Source organism: Paenibacillus diazotrophicus, assembly GCF_042610465.1.
In genome coordinates, this window is the sequence record NZ_JBGJZN010000001.1 from 733,314 (window position 1) to 757,681 (window position 24,368).

Consider the following 24,368-nt stretch of genomic DNA (forward strand, 5'->3'; position numbering starts at 1 on the left):
CAAACTCATAGCTCAATAATCTTCGTAGCGATATTGCCGCAGAATTCCCGGTCATGCTCTACGAACAGAATGGTGGGTTCATACTCCAGCAGCAGCTCTTCGATCTGCATCCGTGAAATGACATCGACGAAATTTAGCGGCTCATCCCAAATATGCAGGTGAACCTGCTCACTCAGACTTTTGGCGATCAGCACCTTCTTTTTTTGACCGCCGCTAAAAGTAGAAATGTCCTTCTCAAATTGTACTCTAGAGAAATCAAGCTTTCTTAGGATGGATTTGAAAAGACTCTCATCTATCCCGTTATCCCGGGCGAAATCCGTTAGATTGCCTTGTAGATGCGAGGTGTCTTGGGATACGTAGGAGATTTTGAGCTGACGATCCTTAGTAAAGCTGCCTGTGTATTGTATATCCTCGCCGCAAATCAGTTTGAGGATGCTGGATTTACCGGAGCCATTTTTTCCCGTAAGCGCGATGCGATCCCCTTGCTCAATTGTGAAAGTCACATCTGAACAGACCTGTTTCTCGCCATAGGAAATAGCGACCTGTTCTAGTTCTGTAAGAATGTTTTTATGATATGGAAGCTGTGAAATCTCCAGGTTATCGGCGCTCTCGATATTTTTCAGCAGCCTGGACTTTTGTTCAATTGCTGTTTGCTGTCTTTGTTCAATAGATTTGGAACGTTTCATCATTTTTGCAGCCTTGTGGCCAATGTAGCCCTTATCCACCTTGGAGCCGGAGTTTCGGGTCCCATTTTTGGACTTTTCCACTTCGTGTGACCAGTTCCCTGTCCGTTTGGAAGAATCCGCGAGACGCGTAATATCTTTTCTGAGCTTCTCATTCTGTGCCAGTTCAAAGTTATCCAGGTGTCTTTTATTCTCCCACCAACTCGAGAAATTTCCTTTTTGAATTTCAATGTTGGTCTTGTTGATAGACAGAATATGATCTACACAATTGTCCAGAAAGGACCTGTCGTGAGACACCAGAATATAGCCGCTTTTGGTATTGAGATAATCACTGACCAGTCTCCTGGCCTGCATATCTAGATGATTGGTAGGTTCATCGATGAGTAGAAAGCTGTTTTCCTTAATAAACAAAGCGGCCAGCAGCACTTTCGTCTGCTCACCATTGGACAATGAGGCAAAAGGACGGTATAGAACGTCTTCATCTACCTTAAGCAAAGAAAGCTCCCGCATAAACTGCCAATGGATATAATCCGGAAAGATTTCACTCACGACATCCAGCGTATGCTCTTCCTTGTTCGGGACAGGGTAAGGGAAGTATTCAAAAGCAACATTCGCAGAAATAGTTCCGCTGTGTTCATATTTACCGAGCAGCAACTGTAGAAAGGTGGTCTTCCCTCTGCCGTTCCTCCCCGTAAATCCCAGCTTCCAATCAGTGTCGATCTGAAAATTCACGTTCTCAAATATGTTATCGTAGCTGCCTTCATAGGCAAACGTAAGGTTGGTAATATTAATAAGTGACATCTAGTGATCCTCCTGTATAAAAAAATAAAAGCTACAAGAAAGTTAATTTCTTGCAGCTCAAATAGATACAGAACATCATACCCGCAGCAGGGCAGATTAAGGATCCATCGTTTGAGTGAAAGGAAATGTAACTTTCTTGCGTATAAAGAAATAAAACATGCGAAAACCATCGCACTACATAAGCTGAACCTTAGATTCAGATATATAACTGTTTTATTATTTTATAGATCCGCAAGAAAATCCTACATTTTCCTCTTCAGCTCCGTTCTTTAATTTACAGGCATCTTACCATAATCATTTCTGATTTTCAACTCGCCAATTATGATTGATATCACGGATGAAGGGGAACGGGAAGCCCATAAATACGACGAAGTGATGCGGCATTTGATAGTCCATGAGATTCACCATAGCGGTCAAATGTCTATATGGTCAAGGGAAATCGGAAGAAAGCCGGTTAAAGCTAACTTGATTGGCAGAGGGTTATTCGATACTTGAATTCTTTTCACATAGAAAAAGTACAACAAAAAGACCCGCTCCAGGCGGGCCATCCGTAAAGCGGTAAGTGGAATGCTCTTGAAAAAAGCATGCTGCTCATTAATGGTTACAATCCTTGATTAAGTTCAATTAAGGTACCGGCAGGGTCACGAAGGTAGGCAACGCGGTGGCCCCATTCCGGCGTGTCGTGAGGTTCTTTTACAAATTCAACATGCTTGCTGCGCAATTGATCGTAAACAGCATCCACATTATCTACCTTGAAAATGAGAGCCGCCCGGTCAGGGTTGCTGAATTCCTTGCGTTCACGCAAGACTTGAATGGGTTCATTCCCCATCAGTGGCTCCAGAGCCAGATTGATATCTCCTGTATAAAACTCTGCATAAGGAGTCTCCTCACTACCGTGGAGGACTTTCAGACCCATAATGTCCCGGTAAAATATAAAACATTCACGCACATCTGGCACCAGCAGACGAAAATGTGAAAGTTTCAAGCGAATCCCTCCTGTCTGAGACTTGAGATTTGTATGCTTCTTATCATAACATGCAGATCAGCATATGCTTTCTTATGAATTGCTGTTATTCAGATTGATCTGTTTGTCGGTTTGATAAAAAAGCTATCTGTCAATACTTTACCGCTTCTGCCGCCTCCGGGTCAAAGTCTGCCACTATCAGCATATCCATATGCCTTGCATGGCGGAGCAAATAATGTACAAAGCTTTCCTTGAATAAGCTGCGCCACAGCGGCCTGCGGGAGTGTCCGATAATCAGCTGAGTGGTCTGTACCTCATTCATTCTGCTGAGCAGCTGCTGATGCACAACAGCACTGCTGCCCGCCAAAGCCACTTCCATGTTCCCGCCCAGCCGTTCCGTCAAATGCCGCAGGGACTCCAGCCGCTTTTGTTCTTCGGGGGTATGGTGTCCTCCGCAGTGAACATAGCGCACATACCATTCTGCCTTGAGTCTGTGTGCAATACGGAAGCCCCGGCGGATTAGACGCTCTGCACGTGGGCCGAGATCGACACACACAAAGATGACCTCACGGCGGCTCCACGGGCCTCGCAGGGACGGCTCCCGGTCCCACGCCTCCAGCCGTTCATCAACATCATCCGCAATTTCACGAAGAGCCAGCTCGCGCAGAGCAATCAGATTCCCAATCTTAAAAAAAGACTCCAGGGCTTGGTTCACCTTCTCGGTTGCATAAATTTTCCCTTCCCGCATTCGCTCCTGCAGCATTTGTGGTGTAACGTCAATGAGTTCAACCTCACCGGCCATTTTCAAAACTGCATCAGGGACCGTTTCCCGGACACGAACTCCAGTCAGTTGTGCCACTGCGTCATTCAGGCTTTCCAGATGCTGAACGTTCACGGTTGTGATTACGGAAATGCCGTTATCGAGCAGCCGCATAACATCCTCATAGCGTTTTTTGGTCAGACTTCCGGGGACATTGGTATGTGCCAATTCATCCACCAGCACAACCTCCGGGTGACGGGCAATAATGCTGTCTGTGTCCATCTCCTCCAGTTGTGAGGACTGATACTGAATGCGGGCCCGCGGAATAAGGGGCAATCCCCCGATTTGCCGTTGGGTCTCCTTCCTTCCATGTGTCTCCAGTAGACCTATGACTACATCAATGCCTTTGGTCAGCAACAGATTTCCCTCTTGCAGCATTTTATAGGTTTTCCCAACCCCAGGCGCCGCACCAATATAGACCTTGAACGTTCCACGATGAATACGCTCAATCTTCTGTTCCATCTCCTGACTGGTTAACCGGTGAAAAGGTTCCTCCTTCCCGTTGGAGCCGGGCTTGATTGGCAATATCCGTTCCCCTTCCTGCTCTGCCCTGTCAGCCATCAGGAATACATCGATGTTCCGTGATTTACGTAGGACCCGATTGGCGATGGAGCCCTGCCACTTTTCCTGCCAGCGGCTTTTCTTGGAGTGCCCCATGACGATCCGCGTGACGTTATTACGGATGGCATAACGTACCAATATTGCTGGGAGCAGCCGCAGACTTGGAAGAGACAGCTCTTCGAAGCGGGCATCGATCCGCTGGGCCAGCTTCGTGATCGCACGTTTGAAGCTCTGCTGATCCTTAGTTAACTGATGTTTTGGAAGCACAAAGGTTACCACCATAAGCTCACCGTTCAGCCGCTTGGCGATTTGCTGTCCTCTTCTGACATACAGCGAACCATTCCAATGATATTGTGTCGAGACGAGAATCCGTTCAGTGGCGCCGGAAGGACCAATTAGTCCTTGCTCCTCCCGGTGTCTTTCCAGTGAATCATTGACCCCCTCGGCGACCAGACGGAGTGAGAGCTCACGGAGGACGCCAAGATTTCCGCGCCGGGTCAGCGCTGGAGGCGTCTCTCCGCCAAGAACCCCTTCTTCAATACGTTTTAATATGGTTTCGGGGGACACGTCGATCAGGCGCACCTCATCCGCCAGCTCCAGAGTATTGAGCGGAACCGTTTCCTCCGCGCAAATACCCGTTTTCTGCTGAATAATTTCGGCCATTCCAGCCAGCTCATATACGTTAATGGTTGTAATTACACTAATGCCGTGATCCATCAAATGACGGATATCATCCAGCCGTGTCTCGAAACGGGCTCCTTCCCGATTACGGTGGGCCAAGCTGTCCACCAGAAGCACCTCAGGATTGCGCTGAAGCAGAACATCGACAGGAAGATCCTTCTGCTCCTTGCCGTCTTTCATCCAGTGAAGGCTGGGGACGCGCTCAAGATTCACCAGTTGCTGTACAGTCTCCGCCCGTTGCATCGTCGAGACAGCACTGATCACCACATCGATCCCTTGCTGCTGCAAAAGCTTGCCTTCCTCCAGCATGTGATAGGTCTTGCCTGAACCACTTACGGAGCCGATGATGATCTTGAGACGGCCCCGGCGAAGGCGGTAAATGGAATACAGAATTTCTTCCGGAGATTTACGTTTGTACGGGGACATCCGGTGGCCTCCTTATAGGAATATAAATTACCCTGTCCGTGAGGGACACGAACAGGGTAACCGCCTGATTACTGAGCAGACAATTCAGATAAAGCCATATTCAGCTTCAGCACATTCACCCGTTCTTCGCCGAACAATCCAAGAGCGCGGCCCTCCGTATGCGCTTGGATTAATTGTTCAAGCTTATCCGAAGAAATACCGGTCAGACTGCTGATTCTGGGAACCTGCACGATAGCCGAGGCGGGGGAAATATCCGGATCGAGGCCTGAGCCGGAGTTCGTAACCAGATCGATAGGCAGTTGATTCACTGGAACCTGCGGATTGTCCAGCTTCCACTGGGCGATAAAGTCGCTGGTGCGCTTCAGCATATCCTTGTTGGATGGGCCATAATTATTCGAGCCCGAAGCCTCCGCTTTGTAATCGATGCTAGACACACGTCCGTGGAACAGCGCAGGATTGGTGAAGTTCTGGCCAATCAGTTCGGAGCCAATCACCTGGCCCGCACTGTTCTTCAGCTGGCTGCCGTTCGCCTGTGAAGGCATTAACACCTGGGCTATAGCTGTGGAAGCCAGCGGGTACACAACTCCGCAAAGCATAATAAAAATAGCGCTGAGTCTTACTATACTGAGTATATAAGAACTAGTGTTCTTCATTTATGATCCGTCCTCTCTGTCTTAATAACCGTATATAGCTTATATCCAAATACTAACGATCATATCAATGAGCTTAATGCCCAGAAAAGGAACCAGTACGCCTCCGAATCCATAGATAAATATATTCCGGCGGAGCAGCTTAACAGAGCTCATCGGCTTATAGGATACCCCTCTCATGGCAAGGGGGATCAGGAGCGGAATAATAATCGCATTAAAGATCAGTGCCGAGATAATAGCGGAGCTTGGCGATCCCAGCCCCATTACGTTCAGCACCTCCATTTCCGGAATCGCGAGCGTGAACATCGCAGGGATGATTGCAAAATATTTGGCGATGTCATTCGCAATACTGAAGGTAGTCAGGGCACCTCGGGTCATCAGCAGCTGCTTGCCGATGGCAACGACCTCTATAATCTTGGACGGGTCTGAGTCCAAATCAACCATATTCGCCGCTTCCTTGGCAGCTGAGGTTCCGCTGTTCATGGCAAGCCCCACATCGGCCTGGGCCAGAGCAGGAGCATCGTTCGTTCCGTCACCCGTCATAGCGACCAGCTTGCCTTCCTGCTGTTCACGGCGAATGACTTCAATCTTATTCTCCGGTGTGCTTTCAGCGATAAAACCGTCCACTCCGGCTTCAGCAGCAATTGTTGCAGCGGTTAGAGGATTATCTCCGGTGCACATAATCGTTTTGATACCCATTTTGCGCAGCTCATCAAATCGTTCCTTCATTCCGGGCTTCACGGTGTCTTTCAGATAAATAAGTCCGAATATCCGGTCGTCAACGGCAACGGCAAGCGGTGTTCCGCCTTTACCGGCTATATCATTCGATCTTTTGTCCAGATTACCGGGAATCTGCCCGCCTTGGGAAGAGACCCAGCGCTTCATGGAATCAACAGCCCCTTTACGGACCTTGCGTCCATCCTTCAGATCCAGTCCGCTCATCCGCGTTTCGGCACGGAACTCAATGATTTCTGCCTCTTCTGCCAGTCCGGTCTGATAAGGATGACCCTGTATTTTGATCAGTTCAATCACGGAACGGCCTTCCGGTGTCTCGTCCTTCAGTGAACTGATTGCTGCCCACCCCGCAAGTTCCGCTTCATTCTCATTCCCTACGGGAACAAATTCGCTGGCCATACGGTTCCCGAAGGTGATGGTGCCTGTCTTATCGAGAATCATCGTATTGATGTCTCCGGCTGCTTCAACCGCTTTGCCTGACATCGCCAGCACGTTGAACTGGGTAACCCGGTCCATGCCTGCGATTCCGATTGCAGACAGTAGACCGCCGATGGTAGTAGGGATCAGACAGACCAGCAGCGCGATCAGGACAGGGATCTCCAAATCGACATTCAGATAGGCGGCAATCGGCCGCAATGTGACTACGACGATCAGAAAAATAATTGTTAAGCTGATTAACAGCGTGTTCAGTGCTATTTCATTCGGAGTTTTCTGACGTTGGGCACCTTCGACAAGGGAGATCATACGGTCCAGAAACGATTCACCGGGATCACTGGTAATCCGAACCTTGATCTGATCACTTACTACTCTTGTGCCGCCTGTGACAGAGTTGAAGTCTCCTCCAGCCTCCTTGATGACTGGAGCTGATTCCCCAGTAATCGCAGATTCGTCCACGGAAGCAAGGCCTTCAATGACTTCGCCGTCGCCGGGAATGAGTTCTCCTTGGCTGATGACCACGATATCTCCTTTACGCAGATCAGAAGAAGAGACGATCTTGACAGCACCGCCCACCAGCTTGTTCGCGGAAATATCCTGTTTCGTTTTCTTCAAGGTATCCGCCTGAGCCTTGCCCCGCCCTTCAGCCAGTGCTTCAGCGAAATTAGCGAACAATACAGTTACTAGTAAAATCAAAAAGACTGTAATATTGAAACCTATGGAGTCTTCGGTATGGAAATAGCCGGGGGCCAACACCATCATCAGTACGATAATTGTGCCGATTTCTACAACGAACATCACCGGATTTTTCACCAAGGTCAACGGATTCAACTTCATGAAGCTGTCCTTGACCGCACTTTGCAGGATAGGGCCGGTTAGCAGTTTCTTTTTAGGTATGGTACTCATCTTGTTCTCCCTCTCTTAACGTAAGGTCAAATATTCTGCAACCGGACCGAGAACCACCACCGGCAGAAAGGTCAGTGCACCGATAATCAGCACTGTACCGATTAGAATTCCTGTAAATAGGACATTGTCGGTGCGGAACGTGCCGATCGTCTCCGGAACGGGCTTCTTACGGATCATGGAGCCGGCCACTGCCAGCATGGCGATAATGGATACATATCTTCCAAGCAGCATGACAATCCCTGTAAGTACATTCCAGAAGGTAGTGTTATCGGCCAGACCTTCGAAACCCGAACCGTTGTTGGCCGCAGAAGAGGTGAATTCATAGAGCACCTGCGTCATTCCATGGAAGCCCGGATTCGAGATGCTCCCTTTACCCAGCTCGGTCAAGAAGGCGGCAGCGGTAGGTGCCAGAATAATCAGCGGATGAATGAGTATTGCGATTGCGATCAGTTTCATTTCCCTCGCTTCAATTTTCCGGCCAAGAAACTCCGGTGTCCGGCCAACCATCAACCCGCACAGGAACACTCCCAGGATCGCATACATCAGCATGTTGACTAGACCTACACCCTTGCCTCCGAACACATTATTCAGCATCATGAGGGTCAGCGGAGTTATGCTGCCAAGCGGAGTGAGGGTATCATGCATATTATTAACGGTACCGGTAGTTGCCGCCGTTGTTACGGTTGTGAACAAAGAAGACTGTGCGATCCCAAACCGGACCTCCTTCCCCTCCATACTACCCTGGGAGGCGTCGATACCCATCGCATTGATTGCCGGATTTCCAGCCGTTTCCGCGTAAAAGTTGAGGCCCAGCAGCAATACGAACAAGGTCATCATCGCGCTGAAGACAAACCAGCCCTGACGTTTGTTTTTGGCAAATAATCCGTACATATAAGGCAGGGATGCGGGCAGAGTCCACATCGAGAGGATTTCAATAACATTCGTCAGGGGGGACGGGTTCTCAAATGGATGGGCCGAGTTGGCTCCAAAAAATCCGCCGCCGTTCGTACCCAGGTGCTTGATTGATTCAAGTGAGGCAACCGGGCCAATAGCAATTTGTTGCGAACCACCCTCTAGCGTTGTTACATGAAGAGATGGCTGTAATGTCTGCGGAACCTGCAGGGCCACCAATACCAATGTCACCAGCAGAGCCAGCGGGAGAAAGATACGGATGATGGCTTTCACGAAATCTTCGAAGAAATTCCCGACCGTATCTCTTCCGGTAATACCTCTTACGAAAGCGACTGCCACGGAAAATCCGCTCGCAGCTGAAGTGAACATCATCATTGTAATCACAGCCATTTGCGAGAAATAGGTTAGACCGGTCTCCCCGCTATAATGCTGCAGATTGGTATTCGTCATGAAGCTGATGACAGTATTGAACGTGAGTGATTGCTCCATCCCTCCGGTTCCATTCGGATTCATCGGTAGTGCGCCTTGCAGACGAAGGAACAAGTAGCTGAAGGCTACCAGTACAATGTTTGTCCCCAGGAAGCTGATAGCATAACCCTTCCAACTCATTCCCTCACGGTTCTTCAGTCCGCTCCATTTGAATATCCCGCGTTCGAACCCGCCAAATAGACGGTCTGTACGATTCGGCTCATTTGAGAATACATGATATAAATAAGTTCCTGCCGGTTTTACCAGCAGCAGCAGTATGACAATGACTACGGCAATTTGCACAATACCCACGAAGGCCCCTCCTTAAGTTGACACTCTCTCTTATAGCATCATTGAATGAATTTTTAGAATTTCTCTGGATGAATCAGGGCGTATACCAAATACAGAAACAGCAGCAAGGCAGCTGCAATAACGATAGTCATTGTTCCGTCCCCCTTGCATCATCAGTCATATGTCCACACCACTGAGCAAAGGTGTAGAGGAGTACGAATAGCACCGCCAGAGCTGCTACCATATACACATCCATCATTTTCTTTGCCACTCCTCTCTCTCTATCATCTTTTATTTTCTCTCCCTTATTACTTCAATCCAGCGTAACATTTCTGCCATTAGTTAAGGATTAGAGATTCTATAAGCGAATTAAGATTGTATTAAGATTTAGGAGGCTCCTTATCATCCTCGTTCTCCTCACTGAACAGGCTTTGCCAATAGTAATGGTCATAGAATTTTTTCACAATAAAAAGAAACATGGCTATGATGGAGATAAGACCCGCATTTTTCAAAAATTCATTCATACATAACTCCTTCTCTCTTCGGCTGTTCACTACCCTTCCAGCGTATCACTATCGTCATTTATTCAGGATTAGGGATTGCTGGAGCGGATAAAGATCACGTTAAGGTTAAGAGGGAAAACAGGATCATTCTCCGGGCAAAAAAAAGCGGAAGACCAAGGCTGTAAGTATAAGCCTTGGTCTTCCGCTTTTTACACATATTCGGCTAAATGGCTTTGTTGTCATCGCCAACCTGAAGCATCCGGTATCCGACGCCAATATGCGTTTGAATGAATTTGGGCTGAGAGGGAGTTCTCTCGATCTTTTTCCTTAAGGTGGCCATAAAAACACGCAGGGCAGGAATGTCGTACGTATGGCTGCCCCAGATTTCATGAAGAATGTAATTATGAGTCAGCACTTTGCCCACATTTTTGGCGAGCAGGCACAGCAGCTTGTATTCAATAGGGGTCAGATGAATTTCTTCATCATCTAGCCATACACAACCTGCCGCATAATCGATTTTGAGGCCCTCATTCGTAAAAACAGAGGCATCCTTCAACAGCTTGTCACTGTCATACCGGATGCGCCGCAGACTCACCCTGAGCCGGGCCAGCAGTTCCTCCACGCTGAACGGTTTGGTCAAATAATCATCCGCACCTGCATCCAGAGCATCGATTTTGTCCCGGTCCTCGCTGCGGGCGCTTACCACAATAATGGGGAGATTGGACCAGGAACGTACTTTTCGGATAATCTCCACCCCATCCATATCCGGTAAACCCAGATCCAGAATCATAAGATCAGGCTGCCCCGATACTGCTTCAAGTATTGAGGCTGCTCCAGTTTCAGCCGTATGGTATTTGTAGCCTTGGGTCTCCAGTGTGGTGGTAATCAGCTTCCGGATCGGTTTGTCGTCTTCAACTACAAGAATCAATGGTTTATTCATGAACGTTCACCTCCTCTGCCTGCAGGGTAAAGCGAAATATGGTGCCTTGCGGGAAATTATCATGCACGGCAAACATGCCGCCATGGGCATGGATAATGGATTTGCACAATGACAGCCCGAGGCCCAGTCCGCGGCGCCCGTCTCCACGGATATTATCAGCCGTATAGAACATGTCGAACACTCTAGTCTTCGCTTCATCGGATATGCCGGGACCATCATCGGCCACCTCAACCATGACCATTTGTTTATCTCTTTTGACCGAAATGGTGATATGAGAACCGGTTCCCGTATACTTAATTGCATTGTCTAGCAGGTTGATCAGCACTTGTATAATCAGCCTGGAATCCATTCTGGCCATAATTAGCCCATCACTCTGAACGGTACGGATGATGTGTTCACTGCTTTTCCGATTCAGGTGAAGCAGCGCTTCAGCAATGACTTCCTCCATAAGCTCTGCCTGAACGTTCAGATTCAGACTTCCATTTTCTATACGGCTAATCGACAGCAGGTTCTCTACGAGATTAATCAGCCACATGGAATCGTCATAAATATCTGTATACAACCCCGTTTTCTGTTCCTCACTCAACAGACTGGAATTCCCAATGAGAATACCGGCATTCCCTGAAATACTGGTGAGCGGTGTACGCAGATCATGAGAAATGGCCCGGAGCAGGTTAGTCCGGAGCTGTTCCTGCTGAATCTGGATGGAGATTTCCTTTTGTTTTTCATTCAATTGCTCTTTCTCCAGCGCCAGTGCACATTCTCCCAGCATGGCAATCACCAGGCTCTTGTCAAATACCTCGAGCGGATCTTCATTCTCCATTACAATGGCGGCTACGGCAAACACGCAGTCTCCCCCGCGAACCGCATGATACAGGCAGCCCGCAGCTGAAAAAGTATCCGTGGTGGCTCCGGCACGCTTGTTGTTTTTGTAGACCCAGTCAGCTACTGAACGCTCACTGTTACTTGTGTAAATGTGTGGATCGGCAGTTGAATCCTCTTTGGGGAAAATCATCGGTTCCGCCAGGGAACCAGGCAATACGGAATAGAAAATAACCGTTCTGTCCAATAGCTTAACCATTTGCTGCGCGGTTTCATTGATAATGGCAGCCGGATCTTTGGCTTGTTGCAGCTTGCGGCTGGTTTCCAGCAGGACCTCGGTACGAAAGGCTTTTTGAGCGGATTGCCGGGCCTGCTCCTTAACCCGCATAGTCAGAGTACTGGTTATAAAAGAAGCCGACAGCATCACCAGAAAGGTAATCGGATATCCCGAATCGTACGCCCGCAGGGAAAAGTAAGGCTCGGTGAAGAAATAGTTGAACACAATCACACTGAATACCGAAGTTGCCGCGCTGTACAGCCTTCCTTCAGTAATCATTGCACTCAGCAGAACACCCAGTATATACATTGTGATGATATTCGCTTCCCGAAAACCAAGCGCTTTGAACCACAGACCAATCAAGGTGCAGATCAGGAGTATCCCAAAGGTTATAAAGGTGTCGGCCAGTGACAGCTGCGGCGAAATCGTATATTGCGGAAACCTTTTGTAGAGGGAAGGCTGGGTGTCTGGAATGATATAAATATCAATATTCGGCAAGACGGCATCCAGTTTGTCCATGACATTTGTGTTGCCGAACCAGCTCTTTTTATGGTGTGAGCGGCCCAGAATGATTTTGGAGACCCGGCTTGTTTTGGCATATTCTGCGATCTGTACTGAAATATCCTCACCGTAAGTTGTCGCAATCTGAGCGCCGAGCTGTTCCGCCAACCGCAGATTCGCTCTCAGCTCGGTCTTATTCTTTTGCGTGAGTCCCTTCGTGTCCGGTGTTTCCACGAACAGCGCTGTGAATTTTCCGTGGAACGCCTCGGCCATTCTGGCGGCAATACGGATTACCTTTTTATTAGACGCTGCCGAAGACAGGCATACGAGAACATGCTCATTGGAGTAATGCTCATGATTAGACTCCTGTGCACTGATCTGGAGCGCAATCCGGTTCAACTGGTTCGATGTATAGCGCAGGGCAATCTCGCGGAGCGCATTCAGCTTATCCGGGCTAAATCCGCTAGAATCTTCATCTTGAGGGGGTTCATTAGAGATTTTCCCTCTATTCAGACGTTCGATCAGATCATCAGGTTCTATATCAACCAGCTCCACTTGATCGGCACTTTCAAATATTCGGTCTGGAATACGCTCTGGTACGGTGTGGCCGGTGACGGAAGCCACTATATCATACAGGCTTTCTATATGCTGAACATTAACGGTAGTGTAGACATCAATTCCCGCACGCAGTAATTCTTCCATATCCTGATACCTTTTTTTGTGCCGGCTTCCCGCAGGATTGGAATGTGCCAGCTCATCCAGCAGGATGAGCTCCGGTTGTCTTTGGATCGCCCGGTCCAGATCAAATTCCTGAAAGACAGTTCCTTCCCGGGATATTTGGATAGTTGGAATCCGTTCCAGTCCATCCAGTAGCGCCTCAGTTTCCGGCCTGTCCCGGTTCTCAATAATTCCGGCAACCACATCTATGCCGTCTTTTTGCTCTTCACGGGCAGCATTCAGCATGGCACAGGTTTTGCCGGCTCCTGCCGCATAGCTAAAATATATTTTTAACTTTCCCCGTACTGCCATTTCATGCCCTCTTTCTGTCTATCCGCAGCTTCAATATCTGAAAAAAACGTTATTACGTAAGTATAGCATGAGGCAAATCAGCATAACATTACGGTTTTGGAGCAGGCATTAAGATTGCATTAAGATTCTCTTGTGAACCCTGGGAATTCACAACTCTCCGGATAAACCCCCACAGAATTATCCATACTACACGGTATCTAATTATGGAGGGTTCAATATGAAAATGACAGGCGATCGGCTGTGGATTGCAGCGCTGGGTGGTGTATATGAAATCGGCAAAAACATGTATCTTCTTCAATACGCTGAAGACATTATCGTTATTGATTGCGGGTCGAAATTCCCGGATGAGACTCTACTTGGCATCGACCTTATCATCCCCGATATTACCTATCTACTCAGTAATCTGGATAAAGTCAGAGCATTGGTGGTTACTCATGGACATGAAGATCATATCGGGGGAATCCCTTATTTCCTCAAACAACTGAATATCCCGGTGTATGCTTCCCGTCTGACACTCGGCTTAATTGAGACAAAACTGAAGGAGCATGGGCTCCTGCGCCAGACTGAGCTGCATTGCATTGATACGGAGTCCACGCTGAATTTTGGTTCCATCACCACAACCTTCTTCCGGACAAACCACAGTATTCCGGATTGCCTTGGTATTGTCTTCGATACACCAGAAGGAACGGTGGTTCATACCGGCGACTTCAAGTTCGATATGACCCCTGTCAACAAGCAGTATCCCGATATACATAAAATGGCGGCTATTGGAGAAAAGGGGGTTAAATTTCTTTTATCGGAGAGTACGAATGCAGAACGGCCTGGATTCACTCCTTCAGAAAGGCTGGTAGGAGCGCATTTGGAGGAAGCCTTTCATAACGCGGAGAATAGAATTTTCATCTCTACCTTTGCTTCCAACGTGCACCGTTTGCAACAGATTGTAGACGCAGCCGAGCATACCGGACGCAAGCTTGCCCTGCTGGGCAGAAGTATGGTCAATGTGGTAGGGGTGGCTCAAGAATTGGGGTATTTGAACATCCCTGAAGGCATGCTGATCGAAACGGCCGACGCAGGCAAAATGGAACGTGATAAGATTGCTGTATTATGTACCGGCAGTCAAGGTGAACCTATGGCAGCATTATCCCGGCTCGCGAATTCCAGCCACAGGCAGCTTGAGATTAGCGCCGGGGATACTGTCCTTCTCGCAGCAAGCCCGATTCCGGGCAATGAGCGTAACGTGTCCAGGATCGTTGACAACTTGTATATGCTGGGTGCACGGGTAATCTACGGATCACGCAGTGAGCTTCATGTTTCGGGGCATGGCAGCCAGGAGGAACTGAAACTGATGCTGACCTTGATGAAACCTGAATATTTCATTCCGATTCACGGGGAATACCGGATGCTTCATCATCACAGCCTACTGGCTGAGGCCGTTGGGGTAAAGAGCGAAAATATCTTTATTGTGAAAAACGGGGATATTGTCGAATCTAGTGGTGGTGATGTCCGTCAAACAGGACGGATCACCGCTGGACAAATTTTCGTGGATGGACTGGGAATCGGCGACATTGGCAATGTAGTGCTGCGCGACCGCAGACAGCTGTCTGCCGACGGAATTCTGATTACAGTCATTACGTTAAGTCAAAATGACGGACGGATTCTGAATGAACCAGATACCATCTCTAGAGGTTTTGTATATGTACGCAACTCTGATACCCTGATGGAAGAGATCAATCAGCTCATAACAGCTACTTTGAAGAAGATGAATGATGCTGACCTTGGACAGTGGAACATCATCAAGGAGACCATAAGAGGCGCATTGAGTAAATTCCTATATGATCGAACAAAACGCAGACCCATGATTCTGCCTATTATCATTGAAGTCTAGAAATTAAAAATATCCGCAGACGATGGACTATTTGTCCCTTCTGCGGTTTTTTTATTAGTAAGAATGTATTAATGATGTCGCTGTTTCTACATATTTGCAGCTTGGCCCATACGAATACGTTTACAATTCGATCGTATGCTATACAGTATTACTTCTTTGAAATCATTATGAGGAGGAAAATGAATGTCGTTTGGTTTCAGGAAATTTGGTTTGCTGTTCGTTGCTTTGGTATTACTGGCAGGTGCCTATGCGTATCCGGGCCAAAAGATGAACGCTCAAAGTGCAGAGGGCTATTATCAAACTTCCGGTAGCCGGATTGTGGATTCCGCAGGCAACCCTGCAGTGTTCAACGGACTCAATTGGTTTGGCTTCGAAACCTCAAATTATTCTCCACATGGCTTGTGGTCACGTTCCATGGACGATGTACTCGACCAAATCAAGGCAAAAGGCTATAACTTGATCCGCCTCCCCTACTGTAACCAAATGTTTGATGCTGGTTCTGCTGTCAACAGTATCGATTATGCCAAAAATCCAGACCTAGTGGGTCTAAAGCCGATTCAAGTCATGGATAAGCTGATTGAAAAAGCGGGAACCCGCGGCATTCGCATCTTCCTGGACCGCCACCGCCCGGATTCAGGAGGACAATCGGCGCTGTGGTACACTGCAGCCTATCCCGAAACCCGCTGGATCAGTGACTGGATCATGCTGGCTGAGCGTTACGCGAATAACCCCACGGTCATTGGGGCAGATCTGCACAATGAGCCGCACGGCACGGCAAGCTGGGGCACCGGGAATCTTGCTACCGACTGGCAGCTTGCCAGTGAGCGCGCAGGAAATGCAATTCTTAACGCGAATCCGAACTGGCTGATCATAGTCGAAGGCATCGAAACCAACGTTCAGGGTAACTCTACAAGCTACTGGTGGGGCGGCAACCTGACAGGTGTGCGGAATCATCCAGTTGTGCTTACCTTGCCGAACCGGGTAGTCTATTCTCCACATGATTACGGGCCGGGCGTAGCTTCACAGCCTTGGTTCAGCGCTGCCAGCTTCCCGGATAACTTGCCTAAGCTATGGGATGATACCTGGGGATATATCAGCAAGGAACAAATAGCTCCAATTCTTACAGGCGAATTTGGCGGGCGCAGTGTAGATACCCTCACCGTAGAAGGAAAATGGCAAAATGCGCTCGTAAGCTACATCGGGAAGAATAATCTCTACTGGACCTACTGGAGTCTTAATCCTAACAGCGGAGATACCGGGGGACTATTACAGGATGACTGGACCTCATGGAATGAGCCCAAGCAAACCATGCTGAACCCTATCATGAAGCCGGTTACCTTTCCTACTGTGCCTGGCGGTCCAGGAGAGGAACCGCTTCCGGGTGACCTGCAAGCCACATCACTTTATCGTGTGGGTGAAACAGGGACTGCTGTTAACTCAATCAGGGCGAGCCTACAGCTGAGGAATGAGTCAAGCACCTCTATTCCCCTAAACGAACTATCGGTACGTTACTGGTATACAAGTGATGGAAGTACCCCACAAACCCTGGAGTTTGATTATGCGGCAATTGGAAAAGAAAAGCTGATTACGACGATCGTTCCTCTCATGCAGCCATTGACCGGTGCAGACACCTATGCGGAGATCAGTTTTACAGCTAGCGCAGGCTCTCTTGCAGCATCCGGCACAACCGGTGACATTCAATTCCGCATTCATAAAAATGATTGGTCGAATTACAATCAGGCGGGGGATTACTCATTCGCACCAGCCCTGACCAGCTATACAGCAAATAATCATATTACAGTCTATCATAAAGGAAAGCTGATTTATGGGATTGAACCTTAAAGACCTTAAAATGCAGACTTATATATTGTGAAATCATAACCGAATGAAAATACGGCAAGGTGTCCGTATACATCAATGAACGGACACCTTGTTTAAGTGCACGCCACCCGGTTAGGTGGTGTTCAGCTGTATTAAATTCTATTCCATGAAAGACCCATAATCAGTAATTTTCATCTTCACATCAAAGGTAACTGGAATCCGGCAAAATGCTTCATCCCAATGGTCTTTCAGCTTTTTCCACACCTGAGGTTTCTCAATACTGAGCCGATTCCCGAATCCGGCAACCTCTACTTTGTATTCCGACTGCATTTTTTGCATTAGTGACTGAATCATAGAATTCAGCCTCTCTTCAAAAATCCGCTGAACATTTTCAAGATAATCCTTATTAGTGGAAACCTTTCCCTTCCCCCATTTTTCAATTAATCTTCCTTCGGATTCTATGCTCACGTGAAATGCTGGCTGTTGTTCCTTGTTCAGCTTTACGGACACTTTAGAGTCTGCTGATTTGATCTCATAGGTTATAGGTTTATGGTCCTGATTATATGCCTTGATCGTCCCTCCCTCGACTTCCCCCTTAATCCATGCGATGCTCTCCACATCCTGCTGGTTCAGACTCCCGATCCACTTGCCGGTGTCCCCCTTAATAATCCCTCCTCCCGAAAACTCCAAATCCCTGTCCGCTTCTGCAATATTCTGTAATACAAAACTTTGCTTGGCATACATTAGAGCATCTAATTCGGATATAATGACACCTTTCATGATTTTACTGGTTCGAAAACGGTTACCAACCATTTGTTTGAGGTGAAAAGCGGGTATGTCATCTGCGAATTTCGATACGAGAGTGTCTGCAGCCCGTCCTTCACTTAAATAAATTAGGGTGCTAGGCCGAATATCATTATCCCTAAGCATAAAATCCATTAAATCCTCTATCTTCTGCTGTTGTAACAGCTCCTTGGAAATAATAAAGACTTTCAGATGATGCCCTATCAGCGGGCGGTCCAGACGAGTAGCGAACTGTCGCAAGATCTCCAATACAGAGTCTCCAGTCTCCGACATATTAACATATTTCGGGCTGTCGGAACTTGATTTGTTAGATTTACCCGAAGAGCCATTTGACTTTTTCGGGGCGATTTCAACCGTGACTGTGATGGTATTCTGTTTATAGTAGCCTCCACCCTTTTCCTCCAGACTCTGTTCTGCTGAACTTAGTTTACCGGTATCCAACGCGATGGCAGTATACAGACTCAAATCTTCAATTTCTTTGCTGCTCCAGCACCCGGCTTGTGTTAGCAGAAGAACGCATGCCAGGAACGTGAGCAGGTATCTGGACTTATACATTCTGCTTCAGCCCTTTCCTTCTGATTATCCAAACGACTGACAGTAAACAAGGAATCAATATAAACATTACGATTCCCATAATACCGATAGCATCACCAAGCGCAAAAACATCGTTAATCCGGACAGGAATCATGGTTGTAAGAAAAATGAGCGGCATCAATCCGAAAATAATCGGAGCAAGCTTAACATTGAATATCTGGGAGATTCCAAGCGAAGCATTGAAGAAAAAGCTGCAGAAATTGCAGAACATTTGCATCATCCAGATCACAAGCAGCGGAAATTCCATGCGTTCAAAGAAGAACCCTGAAACTTCAAAGCTGCGGATTAAGTCAATGGTTGGCCAGGTACTTGTGACTACGGAATCTATCGACAACCCGCCTATAGACATAACAACAGTCAACAGGTATAGTGCCAGGGGAACCGAGATTCCGCTTATCATAGCTTTGACGGCTTGCTTCGGGTGCTGCATATATGCAACCAACGTCATTACAACCTCGCCGCCTGTAAACACCAAAATCGTGGATTTCAAGCCTTTGATTACCGGGAGTACACCGTCGCCCAGCAGCGGACGCAGATGATTGATGTCAAAAAGTTTTACACTTAAGAAATAACATAACAGAAGTACAAAAAGGCTGACTGGAAAAAGAATCTGGTATACTCTGGCAATCGCATTAATTCCACCAAACACCAGATATCCGCCCACCCAGATAAACGGGATCACAATTGCCCAAATGGGAGTGCCTTCAAGTAAGAAAAACAAGGTGATCTCGGCAAATACGCGAATCTCAAAGCCTGCGATAATGACAAAGTAAATAATAAGAAGGATAGACAGACAACTCCCCGGGATCCTCCCTGCGATTTGTCTGGAATATTGGTATATGGTCTTGCCGGGAAATTGCTGACTGAGCTTAACCATCAACAAGATGACCAGCATGACAATTCCTCCGCCCAGCAGAACAGAAATCCATGCATCCGGTGTTTTAACGGTCTCTAGAACAGACCTCGGCAAGGTCAATATTCCCGCACCCAGAACCGTGTTCGTCAAGAATATAGCAGCCTGTGTAGCGGTGATTTTCTGATCAGAACGTTTAAACACCTGTATTCCTCCATTCTGGGTTCAGGTTAAGAGCGTCGTTTTTTCTTTTGCGGCTTCATCATTTCAGGTCTTCGCTTCATTAAAGACATGGGTGCACGGATGTAGAGATCCTTCCAATCGCTTAACCGGATTGGTGAAAAAGGAGTTACGTAAGGCACTCCAAAGCTCGTAAGCTTAGTTAGATGAATGAGGATTAGCATGATAAACAGGATCGTACCGTACATCCCCAACATAGCTGCAAACAGCATGCCAACGAACCGCAAAATACGTAATGTAATCCCTGCGCTGTACATGGGGATAGAGAAAGACGATATGGCTGTGACCGCTACTACGATAACCAGAAATGGGCTTACAATTCCCGCCTGTACCGCGGCATCGCCAATTACTAGACCCCCCACGATACCCATTGCCGGTCCGATCGGTTTAGGTAGCCGTATCCCTGCTTCACGAAGGATCTCAATAGATATTTCGAGAATGAGCACCTCGATAAGAGACGGGAATGGAACGCCTTGCCGGGTCTCAATAATACTGATGACTAGCTCCGTTGGGATTAGTCCAGGATGGAATGAGATAAAGGAAATGTAGAGTGCCGGTGCCAGCAGGGCCATAAATGCTGAGAAGAATCTGAGCATACGGAGCAGTGTTCCCGGGAGCCAGCGCTCATAATAATCCTCTGGGGATTGCAGAAGCATACTGAAGGTCACAGGAACAATAAGAGCAAACGGGGTACCATCCAGCAAAATCCCTATTCTTCCCTCCAGTAAAGAAGTTATGACCCGATCGGGACGTTCCGTATTCTGCGTCTGCTGAAACGGACTTAAATAGTTATCCTCGATTAATTGTTCCACATATCCGGATTCGGCCAGGAAGTCCATATTGATCTTTGAGACCCTATTTGTTACCTCTTCCAGCAAATCAGGATTGACAATATCCTTGATGTAAGCGATGACTAACTTTCGTTTGACTTGGCTTCCAACCTCATAAAGCTTCATCTCCAGATTTTTATTCAAGCCTTGACGCCGGAGAATGGAGGTATTCTCACTCAGCACCTCGGAAAAGGCGATTCTGGGCCCCCGGAGGAGTCCTTCTGACGTCGGTTCAGTAATTGCCCGGATCGAACCATGAGGTATCCCGACTAGAATCCCAGCGTCAATCCCGTCTATGATCAGAGCAGTGTAACCAAAGAGAATGAATTCCTGCAGCTTCTCCAATTCATTCACTTCATTAATTTCCGATAGTGGAAGCAGACGTTCTTTAAGAGCAGATAGAGTGACCGGTCTCTGAGGGACATGCGGTACCCCGTGATTCTCCATAGTGCCAGACATCAACGGCTCCAGTACCTGCTTGTTGATCATTGCTTCATCCTGCATGCCTTCAACAAAGACAAGTGCTGCCTTTAGGTCATACCCGCCTACCAGGAACTCCCGAAAATGAACATCACTGTTCATACCTATACGATCCTTAATCGAAGCCAGATCGGTGCTGTAATCTCCACTGAGTATGCTGCCCGGAGGCTTATTGCCTTTGGTCAGTGTGGATGAATGTCCCTGGTTGAGTTGAGGACCTCTTCCGCTGCCTACGAATGCGTACAGTTTTCTGTATACAAAATAGATTCCCAGTGGACAAATCAGTGTAATTGCAGCTTGCACAAAAACAGCCCAGCCAGGAATGAAGGAAATAATACTCGACCACATTCAGCTCATTCCCTTAATTATAATTTTTAGGCACAGTCCTATTTAAGCGTGTAGTCTTTTAAGTGTGCCAAATAACAGTAAAATTTAGTCATAAACAAATAACCCTCATTCTCCTTGGAGAAATGAGGGTTATGTTTGCTTGAATTAGGATGGCTGAGATGGTAGTAAATTGGAGGGATTTTATCTTAGGAGTGTAGGGAAACCTCTTTGTACCAAGCTTTTAGATTTGAACTGAAGTCCTTGTGTTTCTTGATGTAAGCCCCTATGTGTTCTTCCTTGACCGAGTTCAACCCCATCCCAAAATGATCATAGAGCTCTTGGATGATGAATTCATAGATCTGATCTGTCTGCTTACCCTGTTCAAGCAACTCTAAGAGATGCAAGGTGATGCAATCATATTCATCTGAAGGTGCTCTACTTCCAATGAATCCAACAGGGTCCCAGGAGTTCACAAGCATCCTAGCTTGCGGAAATAGTTCGGTGTGCTTCTGCTTTAATATCCTCATTTCAGAGGGTGAACAATGTTCCAACATGAGTCTCACCTACCTTTTATTCTATACCTGTATGATAAACCGCAAGATCTAATCGCACTATGAAAAGGAACATACTCCAGGGTAAACTGACCAGTCTTAGCTTTCGCAAAGGAATATCTGTGTCTTCCTATAAGGGAAGTAGCACCGTGAAGGTGCTGCCTTCACCAGGAATACTGTCCACATGGATGGAGCCAGCATGTGCTTCCACAATCCACTTGGCAATTGACAAGCCGATTCCATAGCCGCCAAGCTCACGGGTTCTTGACTTATCCACCCGGTAGAATCGTTCGAATAGGCGGGACAGGTCACGGGCATCAATTCCGATTCCATTATCTTTTACTTCAATACCAAGCATATGGGCTCGTCCTTCAGTACGGAACAGCCTAAGCTCCACCTTACCACCTTCCGGTGTATACTTAATCGCATTATCCAGCAGAATGACGAATAACTGAGATAGTCTCTCTTTATCGGCATTGATCATTATTTCTTCTCCGGCACTGAAGTGGAGCATTATTCTTCTTTCGCTGGCAAGAGCTTCTAAAGATCGCACAATCTGGCCGGCACATTCGGTAACATTATAGGATGATTTCTGTACCACAGCTGCATCGGAGTCAGAGCGTGCCAAGGTGAGCAGTCCGTCGGATAACCGGATCATTCTTTTGGCTTCATCCCTCATGTTCTCTAGTACTTTACGGGCGAATGGCTGATCATCGCCTACTCCCTCCATCTCCAGTGCATCGATCGAGGACAGCATTACGCTAAGCGGTGTTCTCAACTCATGGGACGCATCCCCGACGAATTCCTGTTGTCTGGCAAAAGACCGCCTTACCGGAATCATTGCTTTTTTGGACATCGAATAACTGAGAAATATCGCCAATCCGAAGAATAGTATTGCAACTGCAAACAGAATTACAATTAGCCACTGAAACAGCCGAAGCTGTGCGGAGGTGTCTTTGACGGCGTAGAGAATACCTGCTGCTTTTCCCTCATGGAATATTGTTTTGCCAGCAACGAGAAGTTCTCCTGATCCTTGGTGATTGGCTGTATCTGCTTCCGAATAACGGATAGTGCGATAGATGGTCTCTTTTGAATCAGGAATCAAGCCTTCCAAATCCCCACTCAATTCACTGAAGCTCCGAGAATACGGAAGATTCGCAGTGATGAGTTTCCCCTCAAGGTCTGCCAGAATACCGGTAATTTCACCGGATTCATTGGGGTTCTTCCTTAACCAATCCTCTGGACTGTTCCCGTTCCTGTTCAAACCGTGCACACCATATTCATGCATCGAATTCACCCGGTCATTCAGCCAAGATTCCAGCTGCTGTTTTTGCTGATTGATTAACAGATAGTGTAACAGTCCATAAAGGGTCACAATAAATAAAATCAGAAAGGTAATCAGCACGGCGCTGTACTGAATGGTGAGCTTTCGCTGCGTCTGTTTGAGAAGATCTGTAGATCCTCGTGGTCTATTTATCAATTTTATACCCGACCCCCCTTATGCTCTGGATCCAGTTGTCTCCTGTAATACCGGAAAGTTTCTTGCGTAATAGCTTCACTGTCGCATCGATGGTTTTGGGTCCGACATCAGCGTCAAGCCCCCAGATCCGGTCAAAAATAACATCACGGGTCAGCACAATACCTATATTCTGCGCGAGCAGATCCAGTAGTTGGAATTCACGCGGCGTTAGCTGAATCTCAGTGTTGCCGAGCCGTACACTCTGGGCATTCCGGTTAAGGCGGATATCCCCGATTCGTATCTCTTGCTCCAGAATAGGCGCGAAATTCCGCCGCTGTAGCGCCCGTATGCGTGCAAGCAGCTCTTCAATTTCGAAAGGCTTGATTAAATAATCGTCAGCCCCGGCATCAAGACCTGTTATTTTATCGAGCAGACTGTCTTTGGCCGTTAGCATCAGCATAGCACCCATATAACCTTCACTTCTTAACCGGCGGCAGATACTCACTCCATCCCCGCCCGGCATCATCCAGTCCAGAATCAACAGATCATAGACCATTCCTGAAGCGTAAATGTATGCATCTTCTCCGGTGGTTACCCATTCCACATCACATTCAGCTTTTTTCTTAAGCATATGGGCAATCAGTTCACCCAGACGCAGATCGTCTTCAGCCAGCAATATTCTCATCTGTCTTTTCTCCTCTTATCGATGTGCTGATTAAATCATAGCATTTGATGATGAAATTAAAATGAAATTTACCGTCTGTTACTTTCACCATATTTTCACCAACTTGAATTAATCTGTGAATACATTACAACAAGGAAATGAGGTAAATCACAATGAAAAAGCAAAACTTGATTAAATGGTTAATTGGAGTGACAGGCGCTGTCCTGTTTACCGGCTTTATTGGGTATATCAATCATTCAGAAGCCGCACAAAGTGATTCCTCTCTTGCCATATCTTCAGGCTATGAACAAGCTCAGGAACCAAACAGGGATTCTACAGCGGATGGACCAAGACAGCGGCGCGGGGATTTCGGATCCGGATTTTCGGGCAGCACAGGTTCAGAGGATAGCCGGGGCGAAGGAAGAATACGAACTCAGGCATCATAAAGGGGGAAG

General features: G+C 47.4%; 19 protein-coding genes and 1 pseudogene. 4 read left to right on the forward strand and 16 right to left on the reverse strand.

The window, feature by feature from the left end; genetic code table 11:
• Nucleotides 1-5: 5 nt before the first annotated feature.
• Nucleotides 6-1,484 (reverse strand): Lsa family ABC-F type ribosomal protection protein, encoded by a 1,479-nt coding sequence (locus ACAN54_RS03295; protein WP_379152488.1) that lies wholly within the window; start codon nucleotides 1,482-1,484, stop codon nucleotides 6-8.
• A gap of 339 nt (nucleotides 1,485-1,823) precedes the next feature.
• On the opposite strand from ACAN54_RS03295, the pseudogene ACAN54_RS03300 reads away from it, so the two are divergent.
• Nucleotides 1,824-1,979: pseudogene (locus tag ACAN54_RS03300) on the forward strand (DinB family protein); the annotation flags it as partial.
• Nucleotides 1,980-2,085: 106 nt separating this feature from the next.
• Here the strand turns inward: ACAN54_RS03300 and ACAN54_RS03305 are convergent.
• The 9 genes from ACAN54_RS03305 to ACAN54_RS03345 form a co-directional block, all read right to left on the reverse strand.
• Nucleotides 2,086-2,469: a VOC family protein gene (locus ACAN54_RS03305; protein WP_379152492.1), complete on the reverse strand. Its 384-nt coding sequence runs from the start codon at nucleotides 2,467-2,469 to the stop codon at nucleotides 2,086-2,088.
• Between the two features lie 130 nt (nucleotides 2,470-2,599).
• A complete protein-coding gene (locus tag ACAN54_RS03310) occupies nucleotides 2,600-4,936 on the reverse strand; it encodes a histidine kinase (protein WP_379152495.1) in 2,337 nt (778 codons plus the stop codon).
• A 68-nt stretch (nucleotides 4,937-5,004) separates the two neighbouring features.
• Complete coding sequence (gene kdpC / locus ACAN54_RS03315; protein WP_379152498.1) at nucleotides 5,005-5,589, reverse strand: potassium-transporting ATPase subunit KdpC; 585 nt, start codon at nucleotides 5,587-5,589, stop codon at nucleotides 5,005-5,007.
• Nucleotides 5,590-5,628: 39 nt separating this feature from the next.
• Entirely contained in the window at nucleotides 5,629-7,662 is a 2,034-nt protein-coding gene (gene kdpB, locus ACAN54_RS03320) for a potassium-transporting ATPase subunit KdpB (RefSeq protein ID WP_379152501.1), read from the reverse strand.
• Nucleotides 7,663-7,677: 15 nt separating this feature from the next.
• Nucleotides 7,678-9,354 carry a potassium-transporting ATPase subunit KdpA gene (gene kdpA / locus ACAN54_RS03325; protein ID WP_379152505.1) on the reverse strand — a complete coding sequence of 559 codons (1,677 nt, stop codon included), beginning with the start codon at nucleotides 9,352-9,354 and terminating at the stop codon, nucleotides 7,678-7,680.
• Nucleotides 9,355-9,407: 53 nt separating this feature from the next.
• On the reverse strand, nucleotides 9,408-9,485 hold the full coding sequence (kdpF, locus tag ACAN54_RS03330; RefSeq protein ID WP_379154139.1) for a K(+)-transporting ATPase subunit F: 78 nt from the start codon (nucleotides 9,483-9,485) through the stop codon (nucleotides 9,408-9,410).
• A gap of 228 nt (nucleotides 9,486-9,713) precedes the next feature.
• Nucleotides 9,714-9,857, reverse strand: a complete 144-nt coding sequence (locus ACAN54_RS03335) for a hypothetical protein (RefSeq protein WP_379152508.1) — start codon at nucleotides 9,855-9,857, stop codon at nucleotides 9,714-9,716.
• A gap of 202 nt (nucleotides 9,858-10,059) precedes the next feature.
• The gene (locus tag ACAN54_RS03340; RefSeq protein WP_379152511.1) at nucleotides 10,060-10,776 is read right to left on the reverse strand and encodes a response regulator; all 717 of its coding nucleotides are present in this window, start codon (nucleotides 10,774-10,776) and stop codon (nucleotides 10,060-10,062) included.
• Nucleotides 10,769-13,405 carry a DUF4118 domain-containing protein gene (locus ACAN54_RS03345; protein WP_379152514.1) on the reverse strand — a complete coding sequence of 879 codons (2,637 nt, stop codon included), beginning with the start codon at nucleotides 13,403-13,405 and terminating at the stop codon, nucleotides 10,769-10,771. The genes ACAN54_RS03340 and ACAN54_RS03345 overlap by 8 nt, the downstream gene beginning before the upstream one ends.
• A 217-nt stretch (nucleotides 13,406-13,622) precedes the next feature.
• On the opposite strand from ACAN54_RS03345, the gene ACAN54_RS03350 reads away from it, so the two are divergent.
• Nucleotides 13,623-15,290, forward strand: coding sequence for a ribonuclease J (locus ACAN54_RS03350; protein WP_379152517.1), 1,668 nt, complete (start codon nucleotides 13,623-13,625; stop codon nucleotides 15,288-15,290).
• Between the two features lie 183 nt (nucleotides 15,291-15,473).
• A complete protein-coding gene (locus tag ACAN54_RS03355; RefSeq protein ID WP_379152521.1) occupies nucleotides 15,474-17,132 on the forward strand; it encodes a cellulase family glycosylhydrolase in 1,659 nt (552 codons plus the stop codon).
• Between the two features lie 138 nt (nucleotides 17,133-17,270).
• On the opposite strand, the gene ACAN54_RS03360 is transcribed toward ACAN54_RS03355, so the two are convergent.
• The 6 genes from ACAN54_RS03360 to ACAN54_RS03385 all read right to left on the reverse strand — a co-directional run bounded on the left by ACAN54_RS03360 (nucleotide 17,271) and on the right by ACAN54_RS03385 (nucleotide 23,934).
• A complete protein-coding gene (locus ACAN54_RS03360) occupies nucleotides 17,271-18,470 on the reverse strand; it encodes a Ger(x)C family spore germination protein (RefSeq protein WP_379152524.1) in 1,200 nt (399 codons plus the stop codon).
• Nucleotides 18,463-19,566: a GerAB/ArcD/ProY family transporter gene (locus tag ACAN54_RS03365; RefSeq protein ID WP_379152527.1), complete on the reverse strand. Its 1,104-nt coding sequence runs from the start codon at nucleotides 19,564-19,566 to the stop codon at nucleotides 18,463-18,465. The genes ACAN54_RS03360 and ACAN54_RS03365 overlap by 8 nt, the downstream gene beginning before the upstream one ends.
• Nucleotides 19,567-19,592: 26 nt before the next feature.
• On the reverse strand, nucleotides 19,593-21,260 hold the full coding sequence (locus ACAN54_RS03370) for a spore germination protein (protein ID WP_379152530.1): 1,668 nt from the start codon (nucleotides 21,258-21,260) through the stop codon (nucleotides 19,593-19,595).
• 185 nt (nucleotides 21,261-21,445) lie between these two features.
• On the reverse strand, nucleotides 21,446-21,766 hold the full coding sequence (locus ACAN54_RS03375; protein WP_379152533.1) for a hypothetical protein: 321 nt from the start codon (nucleotides 21,764-21,766) through the stop codon (nucleotides 21,446-21,448).
• Nucleotides 21,767-21,920: 154 nt separating this feature from the next.
• Nucleotides 21,921-23,195: an ATP-binding protein gene (locus ACAN54_RS03380; RefSeq protein WP_379152536.1), complete on the reverse strand. Its 1,275-nt coding sequence runs from the start codon at nucleotides 23,193-23,195 to the stop codon at nucleotides 21,921-21,923.
• A 64-nt stretch (nucleotides 23,196-23,259) separates the two neighbouring features.
• Nucleotides 23,260-23,934, reverse strand: a complete 675-nt coding sequence (locus ACAN54_RS03385; RefSeq protein WP_379152539.1) for a response regulator transcription factor — start codon at nucleotides 23,932-23,934, stop codon at nucleotides 23,260-23,262.
• Nucleotides 23,935-24,086: 152 nt separating this feature from the next.
• On the opposite strand from ACAN54_RS03385, the gene ACAN54_RS03390 reads away from it, so the two are divergent.
• Nucleotides 24,087-24,359: a hypothetical protein gene (locus tag ACAN54_RS03390; RefSeq protein ID WP_379152542.1), complete on the forward strand. Its 273-nt coding sequence runs from the start codon at nucleotides 24,087-24,089 to the stop codon at nucleotides 24,357-24,359.
• Nucleotides 24,360-24,368 lie beyond the last annotated feature (9 nt).